Below are 15,577 nucleotides of genomic sequence, written 5' to 3'. Positions count from 1 at the left end.
AATACCTTATGACCCTGATTACCTCCCTGACCACCGAAGCCGGCCTGCTCGCCGAACAGGATCTATTGGCCCATGTCTGCACCGGCGCTGCAGAATTCGGCCTGCTGTTCTGGCAACCCAGCGACCGCGCACTCGTCATGCCGCGACGCTTGAATCGCCTCCCTCTATTCGAATCCGCCTGCGAAGTCTCCGCCGCCGCTGGCTGGCCAGTCCTGCTACGCGAAACCGGTGGTGAACCGGTCCCGCAGTCGTCCTCGACCATCAACATCGCACTGGTCTATGCCGCGCCGCGCAGCGAAGGTGACCAAAACCGCATCGAAACCGCTTACCGCCGTCTCTGCGATCCGATTTGTCAGTTGCTGGATGAATTGGGTGGCGTCTCGTCATTGGGCGAAGTCGAAGGCGCGTTCTGCGATGGCCGTTTCAATGTCAATCTCGACGGTCGCAAAATGGTCGGCACCGCCCAACGCTGGCGCCAGAGCAAGGGGGGGACGCGTCCGGTAGGGTTGGTGCACGGGGCGTTGTTGCTGGATAACGAACGGGATTCTATGGTCGAGGCGGTCAACCGCTTCAATGAAGCGTGCGGCCTGGCACAGCGGGTTCGCGCCGAAAGCCACATCGCCCTGCATGAAAAATTCGCCGCGCCAGATGCGCTGGAGCGCCTCGATGGGCTATACCGCCAATTGCTGGCGCAAATGTTCGAGGCTTAACGTGTGCCGAAGACCACCATGGTCTTGCCTTTGACATCCACCAGGTTGCGTTCCTCTAGATCCTTGAGCACGCGACCGACCATCTCCCGGGAACACCCGACAATCCGCCCGATTTCCTGGCGGGTCACTTTGATCTGCATGCCGTCCGGGTGAGTCATGGCGTCTGGCTGCTTGCATAATTCCAGCAGGCAGCGGGCGACGCGTCCGGTCACATCGAAAAATGCCAGGTCGCCGACCTTGCGCGTGGTATTGCGCAGGCGCTGTGCGATTTGTCCGCTGAGTACGTAAAGAATGTCTGGATCTTGCTGGGACAGTTCGCGGAACTTCGCGTAGCTGATTTCCGCGACTTCGCATTCGACCTTGGCCCGGACCCAGGCACTGCGTTCCTGTTCCAGCCCGGCCTGTTCAAACAACCCGAGTTCACCGAAGAAGTCCCCGGCGTTCAGGTAGGAGATGATCATCTCGCGGCCGTCATCGTCCTCGATCAGGATGGTGACCGAACCCTTGATGATGAAGAACAGCGTGTCCGAGCGGTCGCCGGCACAGATGATGTTGCTCTTGGCCGCATAACGACGGCGCTGGCAATGCATCAACAGTTTGTCGAGGTTCTTGATTTTAGGTGTGGGGGTAATAGCAACCATGGTTGTATCCCGAAAAAACTGCACGGTGTTTTGGTTTTTTTGTAGGAGCGGGTGAAACCTGCGATTTTTTCATTCGCTTGATGGCTGGCTATGCGCCAGCGAATTGGCGCCAGCTTAACAGACACATTCCTACAAGATCCGAGAATTTACCTACGACGCTGGCACCTTCGTCCCAGGAAGGCGAAACGCCGTCATTGCGGGGCCCTGTGCTAAGCTGGCGACCCTTTTTTAGACAGTGGAGTCTTGGCGATGAAGGCACGCATCCAATGGGCTGGCGAAGCCATGTTCCTCGGTGAATCCGGCAGCGGTCATGTCGTGGTCATGGACGGTCCGCCGGACGCCGGTGGTCGTAATCTGGGTGTACGCCCGATGGAAATGCTCCTGCTGGGTGTCGGCGGTTGCAGCAATTTCGATGTGGTCAGCATCCTCAAGAAGTCCCGCCAGGCCGTCGAGAGCTGCGAAGCGTTCCTCGAAGCCGAGCGCGCTACCGAAGATCCGAAAGTCTTTACCAAGATCCACATGCACTTCGTAGTCAAGGGCCGGGGCCTGAAAGAAGCCCAGGTCAAACGCGCCATCGAACTGTCCGCCGAGAAGTATTGCTCGGCCTCGATCATGCTCGGCGCGGCTGGCGTAGCGATTACTCACGACTACGAGATCATCGAACTCGGTTGATTCGACATTCAACTATCATAAAAGCAGTGCAGACTCTGGCGATCCATAGCTGACGTCTGCATAATGCGCCACTTTTTTCAGGGTCGTGGCCCGTCACCCGACAGGCCCCCACCCGAACAGACAACCAAAATCGCCATCGCGAAGAGGTGTTAACCGTCCTACGCAGCTGCGTTGTTCGCATCTGACGGGCATGCTTGATCACGCGGCCCGGGCCGCAATACATAGAGAGTTTTTAACGGTGAAAAGCAAACTCAAGCTCCACGGGTTCAATAACCTGACAAAGACCTTGAGCTTCAACATCTATGACATCTGCTACGCGGAAACCCCGCAAGACCAGCAGGCTTACGTCGAGTACATCAATGAAGAGTACAACGCGAAGCGCCTGACGCAGATCCTCACAGAAGTTGTCGATATCATTGGTGCCAACATCCTGAACATCGCCAGTCAGGACTACGACCCACAGGGCGCCAGCGTCACGATTCTGATCTCTGAAGAGCCGGTCACCCCGACCGACAGCCAGATCGAAGAGTCCCCGGGCCCGTTGCCCGAGATTATCCTGGCCCACCTCGACAAGAGCCACATCACGGTGCACACCTACCCGGAAATCCATCCGGTGGACGGTATCGCAACATTCCGTGTGGACATTGACGTGTCGACGTGTGGTGTCATTTCACCGCTTAAAGCGCTCAACTTCCTGATTCACCAGTTCGATTCGGACATCGTGACCGTGGATTATCGCGTGCGCGGTTTCACCCGTGACGTTGAAGGCAAAAAGCACTTCATCGACCACGAGATCAATTCGATCCAGAACTACCTTTCCGAAGACACCCGCGACAGTTACCAGATGACTGACGTGAACGTGTACCAGGAAAACCTGTTCCACACCAAAATGCTGTTGAAGAACTTCGAACTGGATAACTACCTGTTCGGCGACGCCACCAACAGCCTGTCCACTGAGCAACGTGCCCAGGTGACCGATCGTGTGAAACACGAAATGCTGGAAATCTTCTACGCGCGCAACATGCCGACCTAAGATTTTCGAGCACAAAAAAGGCGACTACCTCACGGCAGTCGCCTTTTTTATGGGTGTCGCAGAACCCGTGTAGGAGCGAGGCTTGCCCGCGAAGGCGTCCCTGAGATCGCCATCGCGGGCAAGCCTTGCTCCTACGGTCAGATTCGGTATGTACTCTTGGTCATCACCTTGGCCAACAGGCTCATCCCGAACTTCACCGGCGCCGGGAAACGGAAACCGCCTGCATCCAGTGCACTTTCCGCATGGTGTTCTTCGTCGATGCGCATCTGTTCAAGGATCGCCCGGGACTTTTCGTCCTCCGCCGGCAACTGCTCAAGATGTTCATTCAAGTGTTTGCACACCTGATGCTCGGTAGCGGCAACAAATCCCAAGCTGACCTTATCGCTGATCAGACCGGCGACAGCCCCAATCCCGAACGACATGCCATAGAACAGCGGATTCAGAATGCTGGTATGGCTGCCCAACTGGTGAATGCGTTGTTCGCACCACACCAGGTGATCGATTTCTTCTTCAGCGGCATGTTCCATGGCGGCGCGCACTTGCGGAAGCTTGGCCGTCAGGGCCTGGCCCTGATACAGCGCCTGGGCGCAGACTTCGCCGGTATGGTTGATGCGCATCAGGCCGGCGACGTGCCGGGTGTCTTCGTCGCTCATTTGCGCTTCTGGCTGCACGATGGCGGGCGACGGGCGGTACGGCTGGCCACTGAAGGGCAGCAGGGTACGCATCGCGGCATCGGCTTGCAGCAGAAGACGGTCAATCGGCGAGTAGTGACGTTGGGTAGTCATGCTGACCTCCGGGAAGAATCTCGGCGGCCAGTTTAACCGAATCGGCCGGGGAAGGTTTGCGCTGGGTCATTGCTGTAGGAGCGAGGCTTGCCCGCGAAGAACGATAACGCGGTCTATCTGAATGACCGCGTCGACCATTTCGCGGGCAAGCCTCGCTCCTACAGGGGCGGGTAGTGAATCAACCCGGCGGCCAGTGCATCTGGCGCTGACCCAGTACGTGCATATGAATGTGATAGACAGTCTGCCCACCTTCTTCATTGCAGTTCATGACAACGCGAAAACCTTTTTCGCAACCCAGTTCCAGCGCGAGACGTTGGGCGGTGAACAGGATATGCCCGGCCAGCGTCTTGTCGTCCTCGGTCAGGTCATTGAGGGTGCGCACCGGTTTTTTCGGGATCACCAGAAAATGCACCGGTGCCTGTGGGGCGATGTCGTGGAAGGCCAGAACCTGGTCGTCCTCGTAAATGATATTGGCCGGGATTTCCCGGTTGATGATCTTGGTGAACAGAGTATCCACAGCTGTTTTCTCCGTTGTTTAGGCTGGCCCGAGTGTACCCATGGGGGCAGACCCGAGCCCAGACTTTTACCTTCAGTGGCATTTAGCGCGGGCAGTAGGCCTTGTTGACCATACCGGCGATTGTCCGGGTCAGCCATCGCGACCCAAGTCGCGGCAGGAAGGCGAACCAGCGATTCAACCTTCCGGGAATAATGATTGCGCGATTTTTCGCCAGGGCTCGCACGGTGTACAGCGCGACTTCTTCCGGACTCATCAGCAATCTGCTGTCGGTGACCTTTGCGGTGTCCAGTTGCGCCGTGTGGAAGAAAGCCGTGCGCGTCGGGCCTGGGCATAACACTGATACCTTGACCGCGCATTTCTTCAACTCGACGCGCAAGCCTTCGGAAAAGTGCAGCACATACGCCTTGCTCGCGTAGTACGTGCTCATCCACGGGCCAGGGTGGAATGCCGCCACCGAGGCGACATTCAAAATCTGCCCGCCGCCCTGCAAGGCCATGCTGTTACCGATGGCATGGCACAGGCGGGTGAGGGCCAGGATGTTCACCTCGATCAGGTCTTGCTCGGTCATCCAGTCCTGTGCCAGGAACGGGCCACACGTACCGATGCCGGCGCAGTTGACCAGCAAGTCGATCTGCCGGTCGCCCTCCTCCAGTTCCAGCAGAAACCCGGACAGCCTCAATGGCTCACCCAGGTCACAGGCCCGGAATAACACCTCTACGCCAAAACGTTGAGTCAATTCAATCGCAATACTTTCCAGCTGATCACGTTGTCGGGCCACCAGAATCAGGCTGCGGCCGCGCCGGGCCAGCGCTTCGGCCATCGCCAGGCCGATGCCGCTGGAAGCGCCAGTGATCAGAGCGTAACGGGTCATGCAGTTCTCCATCGCAACAGCTCCGCGCCGGCGACGCAGGTGTCACGGGCGGGGAGCGCTGTTCATTCTTTCGCAGAGTCTACAGTGGGCTGGGCTTCTTCGGCTGCATCAGCTGCATCGTCGGCTGCATTTGGTGCTTGTTCGGCCTGTGCCGCTGGCTCGACTTCAACTTCATCGGTGGTGACCGCGCCGCTGTCATAGCTGGTTTCGGCGGCGCTTTCGTATTCTTCCTGGATGGCCGTGATCCCGCCGGCCAGTGCGCCGATGAGGATGATCGCGATGAATGCTACCCATAGCGAGGCCAACACCTTGACCGCCGTGCTGTTCGGCGGAGGCGGTGCGCCGTACTGGTTGGCGGTGGCGTTACCCGGAACCACCATGATCACGAATGGAAAGAAGCTGCCCACGAATGGCACAAGATTCAACAGCCACAGCCAGCCGGACCAGCCGATGTCGTGCAGACGCTGGACACTGAACTGAATGCTGACGAACCCCAGGGCCACAAAAAGAATAAAAGCCACCAGGCCGCCAAGAATCAGGCCCGCGGTCGAGTCGGTGCTGATGAGTGCCAAGCCGAAAATCGCCAGCACCGAACCCACGGCCAGCGTCACCAAGGTCAGGGCCATCGTCCAGCCCAGGAATCGCAAGCGACCGATACGGCCCACGAAGCTGAAGGGTTTGAGGGTGGCGAACGCGGGCAAGGCTTCACCAACGGTTGCCCGTGGCGGGGCATACGGCGATTCAGGATCTGCCGAGACCGTTTGGTAACTGGTGGGAGCATGCTCGTGAACATCGGACAGGTTCAGCTCGATCGATGGCTCGGCTTCGATCCTGGCATCGATACCGGTTTTCGTGAGTGCCTGCAGATAGCTCTGTGCGTCGAGCTGTGACAGGTCGCGTTTGAGTGCGACCGTGCGGCCACTGAACAGCCGTTCGATGGCGGCGACGTCACTTTTGAACAGTTCAGCGAGGTTGAGTTTGGCGGTGGTGGCGTCAACGCCTGGCAGCAGAGCGCCGTCGAAGACGATCTTGAAACGGTTTTCGCTCATGTCCGAGGCATCCTTGTCACGCAGGTTTGAAAGAGTTGTTGCGGTCGAGCAGTGTAAGGCCAGTCGGGAGCGGCTGGCCAAGTTTTACAGTCAGCGCGGCCAGCGTTTGGGCAACTGTGCCGCCAGTTCCAGCGCTTTGCGGTACTCCGCGTCCAAGCGTGCGACCAATTGATCGACACTCGGCAGGTCATCGATTTCCCCAACGCCCTGGCCAGCAGACCATACGGTTTTCCAGGCCTTGGCCTCATCGCTTATAGGCTTGAGTTTGGCGCCGAAGTTCACTTCGCCTTTGCCCTGTAATGCCGCCATATCGAAACCGGCCGCCTCCAGGCTTTGGCGCATGAAACTCGCCGGAACGCCCGACACCGCTGGAGTATGCACGATGTCCGCCGCTCTGGAAGTCAGCAACATCTGCTTGTAGGCGTCAGGCGCATGACTTTCAGTGGTGCCGATAAATCGCGTTCCGAAGTAGGCCAAATCCGCACCGAGCAATTGCGCGGCGAGAATCTCGTGGCCGTGGTTCAGGCAGCCGGCCAGCAGCAAGGTCTTGTCGAAGAATTGGCGGATTTCAGCGATCAGTGAGAAAGGGCTCCAGGTCCCGGCGTGCCCACCGGCACCGGCGGCCACGGCGATCAGACCGTCCACGCCGGCTTCGGCGGCTTTCTCGGCATGACGACGGGTCGTCACGTCGTGAAACACCAGGCCGCCATAGCTGTGGACGGCATCGACCAATTCTTTCACCGCGCCCAGGCTGGTGATCACGATCGGCACTTTGTGCTCGATGCAGATCTCCAGATCCGCCTGTAGGCGCGGGTTGCTGTTGTGGACGATCAGGTTCACCGCGTACGGCGCCGGGTTCTCCAGTGTCGCCAAGCCTGCCTCGATTTCTTCCAGCCAGGCCTTGAAGCCGCTGCTCTCGCGCTGGTTCAGCGCAGGAAAGCTACCCACTACGCCATTGCGGCAGCAGGCCAGCACCAGTTGAGGGTTGGAAATCAGAAACATCGGCGCTGCGACCACAGGCAGACGCAAACGTTGTTCGAGCAGAGCGGGCAGCGACATTGGAAGTACCCCGATAGATATTTGCTTATTGGATTAGAACGGCCGAACGACGACCAGAATTACGATAGCCAGCAATATCAGAACCGGCACTTCATTGAACCAGCGATAAAAGACATGGCTGCGGGTGTTTTCGCCACGGGCAAAACGTTTTACCTGTGCGCCGCACATGTGGTGGTAGCCGATCAGGATCACCACGAGGGTCAACTTGGCGTGGATCCACGCGCCTTGGCTGAAGATGCTCGGATTGAGGTAGATCAGGGCAATACCGAAGATCAGGGTGGCGATCATCGCCGGGCCCATGATGCCCCGGTACAACTTGCGCTCCATGATGCTGAAACGCTCCTTGCTGACGGTGTCTTCACTTTGTGCGTGATAGACGAACAGGCGCGGCAGGTAAAACAGGCCGGCAAACCAGCAGACCATGCTGACGATATGAAACGCTTTGAGCCACAAATAGAGCATTTTTAGTTATTCCCAGGTTCACGGTGGCGAAGATAGTAGGTGGTAGAGCGTCCGCACGTCACCTTGCCGGTTGTCGCAGGACGATACGGGCCCTATTATCGACGGCTTTCCAGTGGGTTCGTTGAGGGCAGGTTTATGGTCAAGGTCGGTATCGTCGGCGGCACGGGTTACACCGGTGTCGAACTGCTGCGTCTGTTGGCACAGCATCCGCAAGCTGAAGTGGTAGTCATCACTTCCCGATCCGAGGCCGGTCTGGCCGTGGCTGATATGTACCCGAACTTGCGAGGTCACTACGACGGCCTGGCGTTCAGCGTTCCTGACATCAAGACCCTGGGCGCTTGCGATGTGGTGTTTTTCGCCACGCCGCACGGTGTTGCTCACGCTCTGGCCGGTGAACTGCTGGCAGCCGGGACCAAGGTCATCGACCTGTCGGCGGACTTCCGTCTGCAAGACGCCGATGAATGGGCCAAATGGTACGGTCAGCCGCACGGTGCGCCGGAGTTGCTGGAAGAGGCGGTCTACGGCTTGCCGGAAGTCAATCGCGAGCAGATCAAGCAGGCGCGCCTGATTGCTGTGCCGGGTTGCTATCCAACCGCCACGCAATTGGGTTTCCTGCCATTGCTCGAAGCAGGTCTGGCGGATACTTCTCGCCTGATCGCTGACTGCAAATCGGGTGTCAGCGGCGCTGGTCGTGGCGCGGCTGTAGGCTCGCTGTACTCCGAGACGTCGGAAAGCATGAAGGCCTACGCCGTCAAAGGGCATCGTCACTTGCCGGAAATTCGCCAAGGTCTACGTCGCGCTTCGGGCAAGGACGTCGGCCTGACCTTCGTTCCGCACCTGACGCCGATGATTCGTGGCATTCACTCGACACTTTACGCGACCGTCGTGGATCGCTCGGTGGATCTGCAGGCGCTGTTCGAAAAGCGTTATGCCAACGAACCGTTCGTCGATGTGATGCCGGCCGGCAGCCACCCGGAAACCCGTAGCGTGCGCGGTGCCAACGTTTGCCGTATCGCCGTGCATCGTCCGCAGGATGGTGACCTGGTGGTGGTGCTGTCGGTGATCGACAATCTGGTCAAGGGCGCGTCGGGCCAAGCGGTGCAGAACCTGAACATCCTGTTTGGGCTGGATGAGCGTCTGGGCCTGTCCCACGCGGGCATGCTGCCGTAAGGCTTTATACCGCTCAGCAAAAGGCCCATTAAATGGGCCTTTTTGCATTCTGGTCTGACAATTGGTTCGATTGATATACCGTAACAATAGTTGACCAATTTTCTAGGAGAAGCGGATAATGCCCGTCATCACGCATTATGGCGGCGTAACGCCGGGAGATAGTTAGCATGAGCGTCGAATCCTTCACCCCCACGGCTTTGCAATTCACCCACGGTGCCGCGCACAAGGTGAAGAGCCTGGTCGATGAAGAGGGGAATGATCGCTTGAAGCTGCGCGTATTCGTTACGGGCGGTGGTTGTTCAGGTTTCCAGTACGGCTTCACCTTCGATGAAGAAGTGGCCGATGACGACACCATCGTCGAGCGCGAAGGTGTGAGTCTGGTGGTTGATCCAATGAGCTTCCAGTACCTGGCAGGTGCCGAGGTGGATTATCAGGAAGGTCTGGAAGGTTCGCGTTTCGTGATCAAGAACCCGAACGCCAGCACGACTTGTGGCTGCGGTTCTTCGTTCTCGATCTGATCCGCGTCACCGTATTACAAAGCGCCGCAGGGCTTTACAGTCCTGCGGCGTTTTGCTGTCTGGGATTCAAGCGGGATAGATGGCGCCGAGTACGCGCAAGCCGCGGGCGCCAGTGACGCTTGGGCGGTTGGCGGCGATACCTTCGAGGCAGCAATGGGCCAGCCAGGCAAAAGCCATCGCTTCGACCCAGTCCGGGTCAACGCCGTAAGTGGCGGTGCTGCTGACTTTGGCGTTTGGAAGCAACAGGGCCAATCGGTTCATCAGCGTAGCGTTGTGCGCGCCGCCCCCACAGACCAGCAGTTCCCGCGTATCTGATTGAGCGCTTTGCAGTGACTCGACGATGGTCAGGGCGGTCAATTCGAGCAGGGTCGCCTGTACGTCTTCAGCAGCGAAGGCGGGCAAGTGCGACAGATGCTGCGTCAGCCAGGGCAGATTGAACACTTCACGACCGGTGCTCTTGGGGCCTTTGGTCACGAAGAATGGATCGCTGAGTAGCTCGCTCAACAAGGTCGGTTCAACCTTGCCACTGGCCGCCCATTGGCCGTCGCGATCAAAATTGTCGCCCCGTTGCTGGTGAATCCAGGCATCCAGCAACACATTCCCCGGGCCACAGTCGAAACCAGCTACAGGTTTACCGGGCTCGATCAGGCTGAGATTGCTGAAGCCGCCGACGTTCAGTACCGCGCGATTACCGGGTCGCTCTTCAAACAAGGCTTCGTGGAAGGCCGGAACCAGTGGTGCGCCCTGGCCGCCGGCGGCGACGTCGCGGCTGCGGAAGTCGCTGACTACGGTGATTCCGGTCAGCTCGGTCAGCAGGGCCGGGTTGCCGATCTGCACGGTGAAGCCGCGCGCCGGTTCGTGGCGAATGGTCTGGCCGTGGCTACCAATCGCGCGAATGTCTACGGGTTTCAGGTTTTGTTGATCGAGGAGGGCGTGAATGCCTTGGGCGGCCAGCCTCACCCAGTTTTGCTGGGCGATGGCGGAGCGGGCAATCTCGTCCGGGCCGCTGGCGCACAAGCCAAGCAGCTCGGCGCGCAGGGGTTCAGGCATGGGAATGTAGTGCGTGGCGATCAGCTTGATCGCCGTTGTTTGCTCGATCAGCGCAATGTCCAGGCCATCAAGGCTGGTCCCGGACATCACACCTATATAGAGCGCCATGGCTTAGCGTTTACTCGAAGCCAGCATAGTGGCCTTTTCTTGGTCCATCCGCGCCATCAACGGCTGACTTTGCGCGAGGAAGCGAGAGCGCTCGGCCTTGGCGATCGGGTCAGCCATCGGCAGCTTCTGGCCCAGTGGGTCGACGTGGACGCCATTAACCTGGAACTCATAGTGCAAGTGCGGGCCGGTGGACAGGCCGGTGGTGCCGATGTAACCAATCACCTGGCCTTGTTTGACACTGCCGCCAGTCTGCACGCCTTTGGCGAAGCCCTGCATGTGGCCATACAGCGTACGGTAGGTGTTGCCGTGCTGGATGATGATGGTGTTGCCGTAGCCGCCGCGGCGACCGGCCAACAGCACTTTACCGTCGCCGGTAGCCTTGATTGGTGTGCCGCGTGGCGCCGCATAATCCACGCCTTTGTGGGCGCGGATCTTGTTCAGGATCGGGTGCTTGCGGCCCATGGAGAATTTCGAGCTGATGCGGGCAAAGTCCACCGGGGTGCGGATGAACGCCTTGCGCATGCTGTTGCCGTCAGCGGTGTAATAGCTGCTATTGCCTTGTTTGTTGGTGTAACGCACGGCGGTGTAGGTCTTGCCGCGGTTGGTGAAGCGTGCGGAAAGGATTGGACCATTGCCGACAGCCTTGCCGTTAACGACTTTCTGTTCGTAGATCACGTCGAACTCGTCACCCTGGCGAATATCCTGGGCGAAGTCGACGTCGTAGCCAAACACGCTGGCCATGTCCATGGTCAGGCTGTGGGACAGGCCGGCGCGAGCGGCGGACTGCGACAGCGAGCTGTTGATCACGCCATGAACGTAGGCAGAGCGCACGGTCGGTTTGGCGGTAATACGGTTGAACACATAACCCTTGTCATTCTTGGTCAGGGTGATGCTTTCGAGATCGTTGAGCTTGCTGTGCAGGTTGGTCAGTTGGCCTTCAGGGTTCAGCTCGAACTCGAGTTTCTGGCCATGTTTGAGCTGGCTGAATTGCTTGGCTTGCTTGTCGCTGGCCAGGATGTCATGCACCGAAGCAGCCGGGAGGCCGACCTTTTCAAACAGGGTTGAGAGGGTGTCGCCTTTGCCGACAATCACTTCTTTGTGATTTGGGGCTTTCTTCGCTTCGACCACTGGCTCAGGGGTGACCTGGGCGGTTTCCTTGGTGTCTTCGGCGCTGTCTTCGATCTGCGCGAAAGGGGAGACTGCCGGCTCATTTGTGGCTTGGACGGCCTCGGCAGCGTCTTGATCTTGTGTCAGTTGTTCAGCAGGACTTTCCAGCTCAAGGCTCAGGGTCGTCTTTTTGGCTTCAACATCACTGGAAGGGAATACCAGGAGCGCCAGACTGAGAAGGGCGGCGATGCCACTTGCGGCAAGCAGGTGGGTCTTCGGGTAAAGCGGGGGCGCTTTAGACGGTTCTGTGGTCATAGGTAATTTTTGACTTTGAAAAGTTGAATTGGAAAAGATGAATGACATGATGAAGATGAAATAACTGTATAAAATATAACCAAATCATCTCTGAAGCAAGCCTGCGGATGCTCTGTCCGTGGATTGGCGTGCGTGCGCTGGGCAAAACTTGTATTTGGTGCGCGATCTTGTATGGTTGGTTCCCTTTGAATCTGAGCCTTGCGGGTCTGTTATGAAGTCGGTTGAAGAGCAGCTAGCGCTGATCAAACGTGGTGCGGAAGAACTGTTGGTCGAGTCCGAGCTGATCGAAAAGCTCAAGCGTGGCCAGCCGCTGCGTATTAAGGCGGGCTTCGATCCGACTGCGCCGGATTTGCACCTGGGTCACACGGTGCTTATTAATAAGCTGCGCCAGTTCCAGGAACTGGGTCACCAGGTGATCTTCCTTATTGGTGACTTCACCGGGATGATCGGCGATCCGAGTGGCAAGAGTGCTACCCGTCCTCCGCTGACCCGCGAGCAGGTTCTCGAGAATGCCGAGACCTACAAGACTCAGGTCTTCAAGATTCTTGATCCGGCCAAAACCGAGGTGGCGTTCAACTCCACCTGGATGGATCAGATGGGGCCGGCCGACTTCATTCGCCTTACCTCGCAATACACCGTGGCTCGCATGCTTGAGCGTGACGACTTCGACAAGCGCTACACGACCAATCAGCCCATCGCTATTCATGAGTTCCTCTATCCGCTGGTTCAGGGTTATGACTCGGTAGCTTTGCGTGCGGATGTCGAGCTGGGTGGCACCGATCAGAAGTTCAACCTGTTGATGGGGCGTGAGCTGCAGCGTGGTTATGGTCAGGAGCCTCAGTGCATTTTGACCATGCCGTTGCTCGAAGGCCTGGATGGCGTGAAGAAGATGTCCAAGTCGTTGGGCAACTACGTGAGTATCCAGGAAGCGCCGGGCGTCATGTACAGCAAGCTGGTCTCCATTCCTGATGCGCTGATGTGGCGTTATTTCGAATTGCTCAGCTTCCGCTCAATGGATGAGATCAATGCCTTCCGGGCTGATGTCGAGACGGGCGCTAATCCGCGGGATATCAAGATCAAGCTGGCTGAAGAGATTGTTGCGCGTTTCCATGGTGAAGAGGCTGCGGCCAATGCTCACCGTGCGGCGGGTAACCGTATGAAGGAAGGCGAGCTGCCGGATGATCTGCCAGAGATCGAATTGACGGCTGCCGAAGATATGCCGATCGCCGCTGTCCTTAATAAGGCTGGCCTGGTGAAGAACTCGGCAGTGGCGCGTGATCTTCTGAATTCTGGCGGTGTGCGTATAGATGGTGAGGTGGTAGATCGCACCTTTATATACGTACTGGGCGCTACCCACGTTTGTCAGGCTGGAAAGAAGGCATTTGCGCGTATTACGCTCAAATCCGAATAAAGCTGAAATTAGGTGTTGACGGCAGATTCTGGAAGTCTATAATTCGCCCCACTTCCGGCGCAGTCGAAACGGAAAACTCCTTGGTAAACAAAGAGTTACGCAGGTTTCGGCGGTGAGTTGCTTCAGGTCATCGAAGCGCAAAAGGAGTTGAAAAAGAGGTGTTGACAGCAGCGAGTAACGCTGTAGAATTCGCCTCCCGCTAACGAGAGATCGAAAGCGCAAGTGGTTGAAGTTGCAAAGGAAACTTTGAAAACTTCGGAAAATAACCGCTTGACAGTAACGGGTGCTGCTGTAGAATGCGCGCCTCGGTTGAGACGAAAGATCTTAACCACCCGCTCTTTAACAACTGAATCAAGCAATTCGTGTGGGTGCTTGTGGAGTCAGACTGATAGTCAACAAGATTATCAGCATCACAAGTTACTCCGCGAGAAATCAAAGATGTAACCAACGATTGCTGAGCCAAGTTTAGGGTTTCTTAAAAACCCAAAGATGTTTGAACTGAAGAGTTTGATCATGGCTCAGATTGAACGCTGGCGGCAGGCCTAACACATGCAAGTCGAGCGGCAGCACGGGTACTTGTACCTGGTGGCGAGCGGCGGACGGGTGAGTAATGCCTAGGAATCTGCCTGGTAGTGGGGGATAACGCTCGGAAACGGACGCTAATACCGCATACGTCCTACGGGAGAAAGCAGGGGACCTTCGGGCCTTGCGCTATCAGATGAGCCTAGGTCGGATTAGCTAGTTGGTGAGGTAATGGCTCACCAAGGCGACGATCCGTAACTGGTCTGAGAGGATGATCAGTCACACTGGAACTGAGACACGGTCCAGACTCCTACGGGAGGCAGCAGTGGGGAATATTGGACAATGGGCGAAAGCCTGATCCAGCCATGCCGCGTGTGTGAAGAAGGTCTTCGGATTGTAAAGCACTTTAAGTTGGGAGGAAGGGCATTTACCTAATACGTAAGTGTTTTGACGTTACCGACAGAATAAGCACCGGCTAACTCTGTGCCAGCAGCCGCGGTAATACAGAGGGTGCAAGCGTTAATCGGAATTACTGGGCGTAAAGCGCGCGTAGGTGGTTTGTTAAGTTGGATGTGAAATCCCCGGGCTCAACCTGGGAACTGCATTCAAAACTGACAAGCTAGAGTATGGTAGAGGGTGGTGGAATTTCCTGTGTAGCGGTGAAATGCGTAGATATAGGAAGGAACACCAGTGGCGAAGGCGACCACCTGGACTGATACTGACACTGAGGTGCGAAAGCGTGGGGAGCAAACAGGATTAGATACCCTGGTAGTCCACGCCGTAAACGATGTCAACTAGCCGTTGGGAGCCTTGAGCTCTTAGTGGCGCAGCTAACGCATTAAGTTGACCGCCTGGGGAGTACGGCCGCAAGGTTAAAACTCAAATGAATTGACGGGGGCCCGCACAAGCGGTGGAGCATGTGGTTTAATTCGAAGCAACGCGAAGAACCTTACCAGGCCTTGACATCCAATGAACTTTCCAGAGATGGATTGGTGCCTTCGGGAACATTGAGACAGGTGCTGCATGGCTGTCGTCAGCTCGTGTCGTGAGATGTTGGGTTAAGTCCCGTAACGAGCGCAACCCTTGTCCTTAGTTACCAGCACGTTATGGTGGGCACTCTAAGGAGACTGCCGGTGACAAACCGGAGGAAGGTGGGGATGACGTCAAGTCATCATGGCCCTTACGGCCTGGGCTACACACGTGCTACAATGGTCGGTACAGAGGGTTGCCAAGCCGCGAGGTGGAGCTAATCCCAGAAAACCGATCGTAGTCCGGATCGCAGTCTGCAACTCGACTGCGTGAAGTCGGAATCGCTAGTAATCGCGAATCAGAATGTCGCGGTGAATACGTTCCCGGGCCTTGTACACACCGCCCGTCACACCATGGGAGTGGGTTGCACCAGAAGTAGCTAGTCTAACCTTCGGGAGGACGGTTACCACGGTGTGATTCATGACTGGGGTGAAGTCGTAACAAGGTAGCCGTAGGGGAACCTGCGGCTGGATCACCTCCTTAATCGACGACGTCAGCTGCTCCATAAGTTCCCACACGAATTGCTTGATTCATTGAAGAAGACGATA

At 57.3% G+C, this 15,577-nt stretch carries 15 protein-coding genes and 1 rRNA gene; 7 read left to right on the top strand and 9 right to left on the bottom strand.

From position 1 onward, the window contains the following. The first annotated feature begins 8 nt into the window (after positions 1 to 8). Positions 9 to 710 (top strand): lipoate--protein ligase family protein, encoded by a 702-nt coding sequence (locus BK667_RS28350; protein WP_123599556.1) that lies wholly within the window; start codon positions 9 to 11, stop codon positions 708 to 710. Here the strand turns inward: BK667_RS28350 and crp are convergent. Next, positions 707 to 1,351 (bottom strand): cAMP-activated global transcriptional regulator CRP, encoded by a 645-nt coding sequence (gene crp, locus BK667_RS28345; RefSeq protein ID WP_054044118.1) that lies wholly within the window; start codon positions 1,349 to 1,351, stop codon positions 707 to 709. The two genes, BK667_RS28350 and crp, sit on opposite strands and share 4 nt — an antisense overlap. A gap of 249 nt (positions 1,352 to 1,600) precedes the next feature. Here crp and BK667_RS28340 point away from each other — a divergent pair, with 249 nt between their 5' ends. Both BK667_RS28340 and speD read left to right on the top strand, forming a co-directional pair. After that, complete coding sequence (locus BK667_RS28340; RefSeq protein WP_007941657.1) at positions 1,601 to 2,023, top strand: OsmC family protein; 423 nt, start codon at positions 1,601 to 1,603, stop codon at positions 2,021 to 2,023. Positions 2,024 to 2,261: 238 nt separating this feature from the next. After that, entirely contained in the window at positions 2,262 to 3,056 is a 795-nt protein-coding gene (gene speD / locus BK667_RS28335) for an adenosylmethionine decarboxylase (RefSeq protein ID WP_123410513.1), read from the top strand. 137 nt (positions 3,057 to 3,193) lie between these two features. Here the strand turns inward: speD and coq7 are convergent, their stop codons facing one another. The 6 genes from coq7 to hemJ form a co-directional block, all read right to left on the bottom strand. Continuing rightward, positions 3,194 to 3,841, bottom strand: coding sequence for a 2-polyprenyl-3-methyl-6-methoxy-1,4-benzoquinone monooxygenase (coq7, locus tag BK667_RS28330; protein WP_123513001.1), 648 nt, complete (start codon positions 3,839 to 3,841; stop codon positions 3,194 to 3,196). Between the two features lie 178 nt (positions 3,842 to 4,019). Beyond that, positions 4,020 to 4,358, bottom strand: a complete 339-nt coding sequence (locus tag BK667_RS28325; RefSeq protein ID WP_123599555.1) for a histidine triad nucleotide-binding protein — start codon at positions 4,356 to 4,358, stop codon at positions 4,020 to 4,022. An 82-nt stretch (positions 4,359 to 4,440) separates the two neighbouring features. Then, positions 4,441 to 5,229: an SDR family NAD(P)-dependent oxidoreductase gene (locus BK667_RS28320; protein WP_123512997.1), complete on the bottom strand. Its 789-nt coding sequence runs from the start codon at positions 5,227 to 5,229 to the stop codon at positions 4,441 to 4,443. A gap of 62 nt (positions 5,230 to 5,291) precedes the next feature. Beyond that, positions 5,292 to 6,278 (bottom strand): DUF805 domain-containing protein, encoded by a 987-nt coding sequence (locus BK667_RS28315; protein ID WP_123599554.1) that lies wholly within the window; start codon positions 6,276 to 6,278, stop codon positions 5,292 to 5,294. A gap of 90 nt (positions 6,279 to 6,368) precedes the next feature. Further along, positions 6,369 to 7,337, bottom strand: coding sequence for an NAD(P)H-dependent flavin oxidoreductase (locus BK667_RS28310; RefSeq protein WP_123512994.1), 969 nt, complete (start codon positions 7,335 to 7,337; stop codon positions 6,369 to 6,371). A 33-nt stretch (positions 7,338 to 7,370) separates the two neighbouring features. Further along, positions 7,371 to 7,799, bottom strand: coding sequence for a protoporphyrinogen oxidase HemJ (gene hemJ, locus BK667_RS28305; RefSeq protein WP_123599553.1), 429 nt, complete (start codon positions 7,797 to 7,799; stop codon positions 7,371 to 7,373). 135 nt (positions 7,800 to 7,934) lie between these two features. Here hemJ and argC point away from each other — a divergent pair, with 135 nt between their 5' ends. After that, positions 7,935 to 8,969: an N-acetyl-gamma-glutamyl-phosphate reductase gene (argC, locus tag BK667_RS28300; protein ID WP_123512992.1), complete on the top strand. Its 1,035-nt coding sequence runs from the start codon at positions 7,935 to 7,937 to the stop codon at positions 8,967 to 8,969. A 167-nt stretch (positions 8,970 to 9,136) separates the two neighbouring features. Beyond that, entirely contained in the window at positions 9,137 to 9,487 is a 351-nt protein-coding gene (gene erpA / locus BK667_RS28295) for an iron-sulfur cluster insertion protein ErpA (protein ID WP_007947969.1), read from the top strand. 66 nt (positions 9,488 to 9,553) lie between these two features. On the opposite strand, the gene BK667_RS28290 is transcribed toward erpA, so the two are convergent. Together BK667_RS28290 and BK667_RS28285 are read right to left on the bottom strand one after the other, a co-directional pair. Then, a complete protein-coding gene (locus BK667_RS28290) occupies positions 9,554 to 10,645 on the bottom strand; it encodes an anhydro-N-acetylmuramic acid kinase (RefSeq protein ID WP_123599552.1) in 1,092 nt (363 codons plus the stop codon). Positions 10,646 to 10,648: 3 nt separating this feature from the next. Next, positions 10,649 to 12,067 (bottom strand): peptidoglycan DD-metalloendopeptidase family protein, encoded by a 1,419-nt coding sequence (locus tag BK667_RS28285; RefSeq protein ID WP_123599551.1) that lies wholly within the window; start codon positions 12,065 to 12,067, stop codon positions 10,649 to 10,651. A 211-nt stretch (positions 12,068 to 12,278) separates the two neighbouring features. Between BK667_RS28285 and tyrS the strand changes: the two genes are divergently transcribed. Together tyrS and BK667_RS28270 are read left to right on the top strand one after the other, a co-directional pair. After that, positions 12,279 to 13,478 carry a tyrosine--tRNA ligase gene (gene tyrS, locus BK667_RS28280; RefSeq protein WP_123599550.1) on the top strand — a complete coding sequence of 400 codons (1,200 nt, stop codon included), beginning with the start codon at positions 12,279 to 12,281 and terminating at the stop codon, positions 13,476 to 13,478. Between the two features lie 495 nt (positions 13,479 to 13,973). Further along, positions 13,974 to 15,512 (top strand): 16S ribosomal RNA (locus BK667_RS28270). Positions 15,513 to 15,577 lie beyond the last annotated feature (65 nt).

The sequence above is a fragment of the Pseudomonas frederiksbergensis genome (genome assembly GCF_003732705.1).
GTDB lineage: Bacteria > Pseudomonadota > Gammaproteobacteria > Pseudomonadales > Pseudomonadaceae > Aquipseudomonas > Aquipseudomonas frederiksbergensis_F.
The sequence above is the reverse complement of the archived record's forward strand: the minus strand, read 5'-3'. Positions and strand labels throughout refer to the sequence as shown.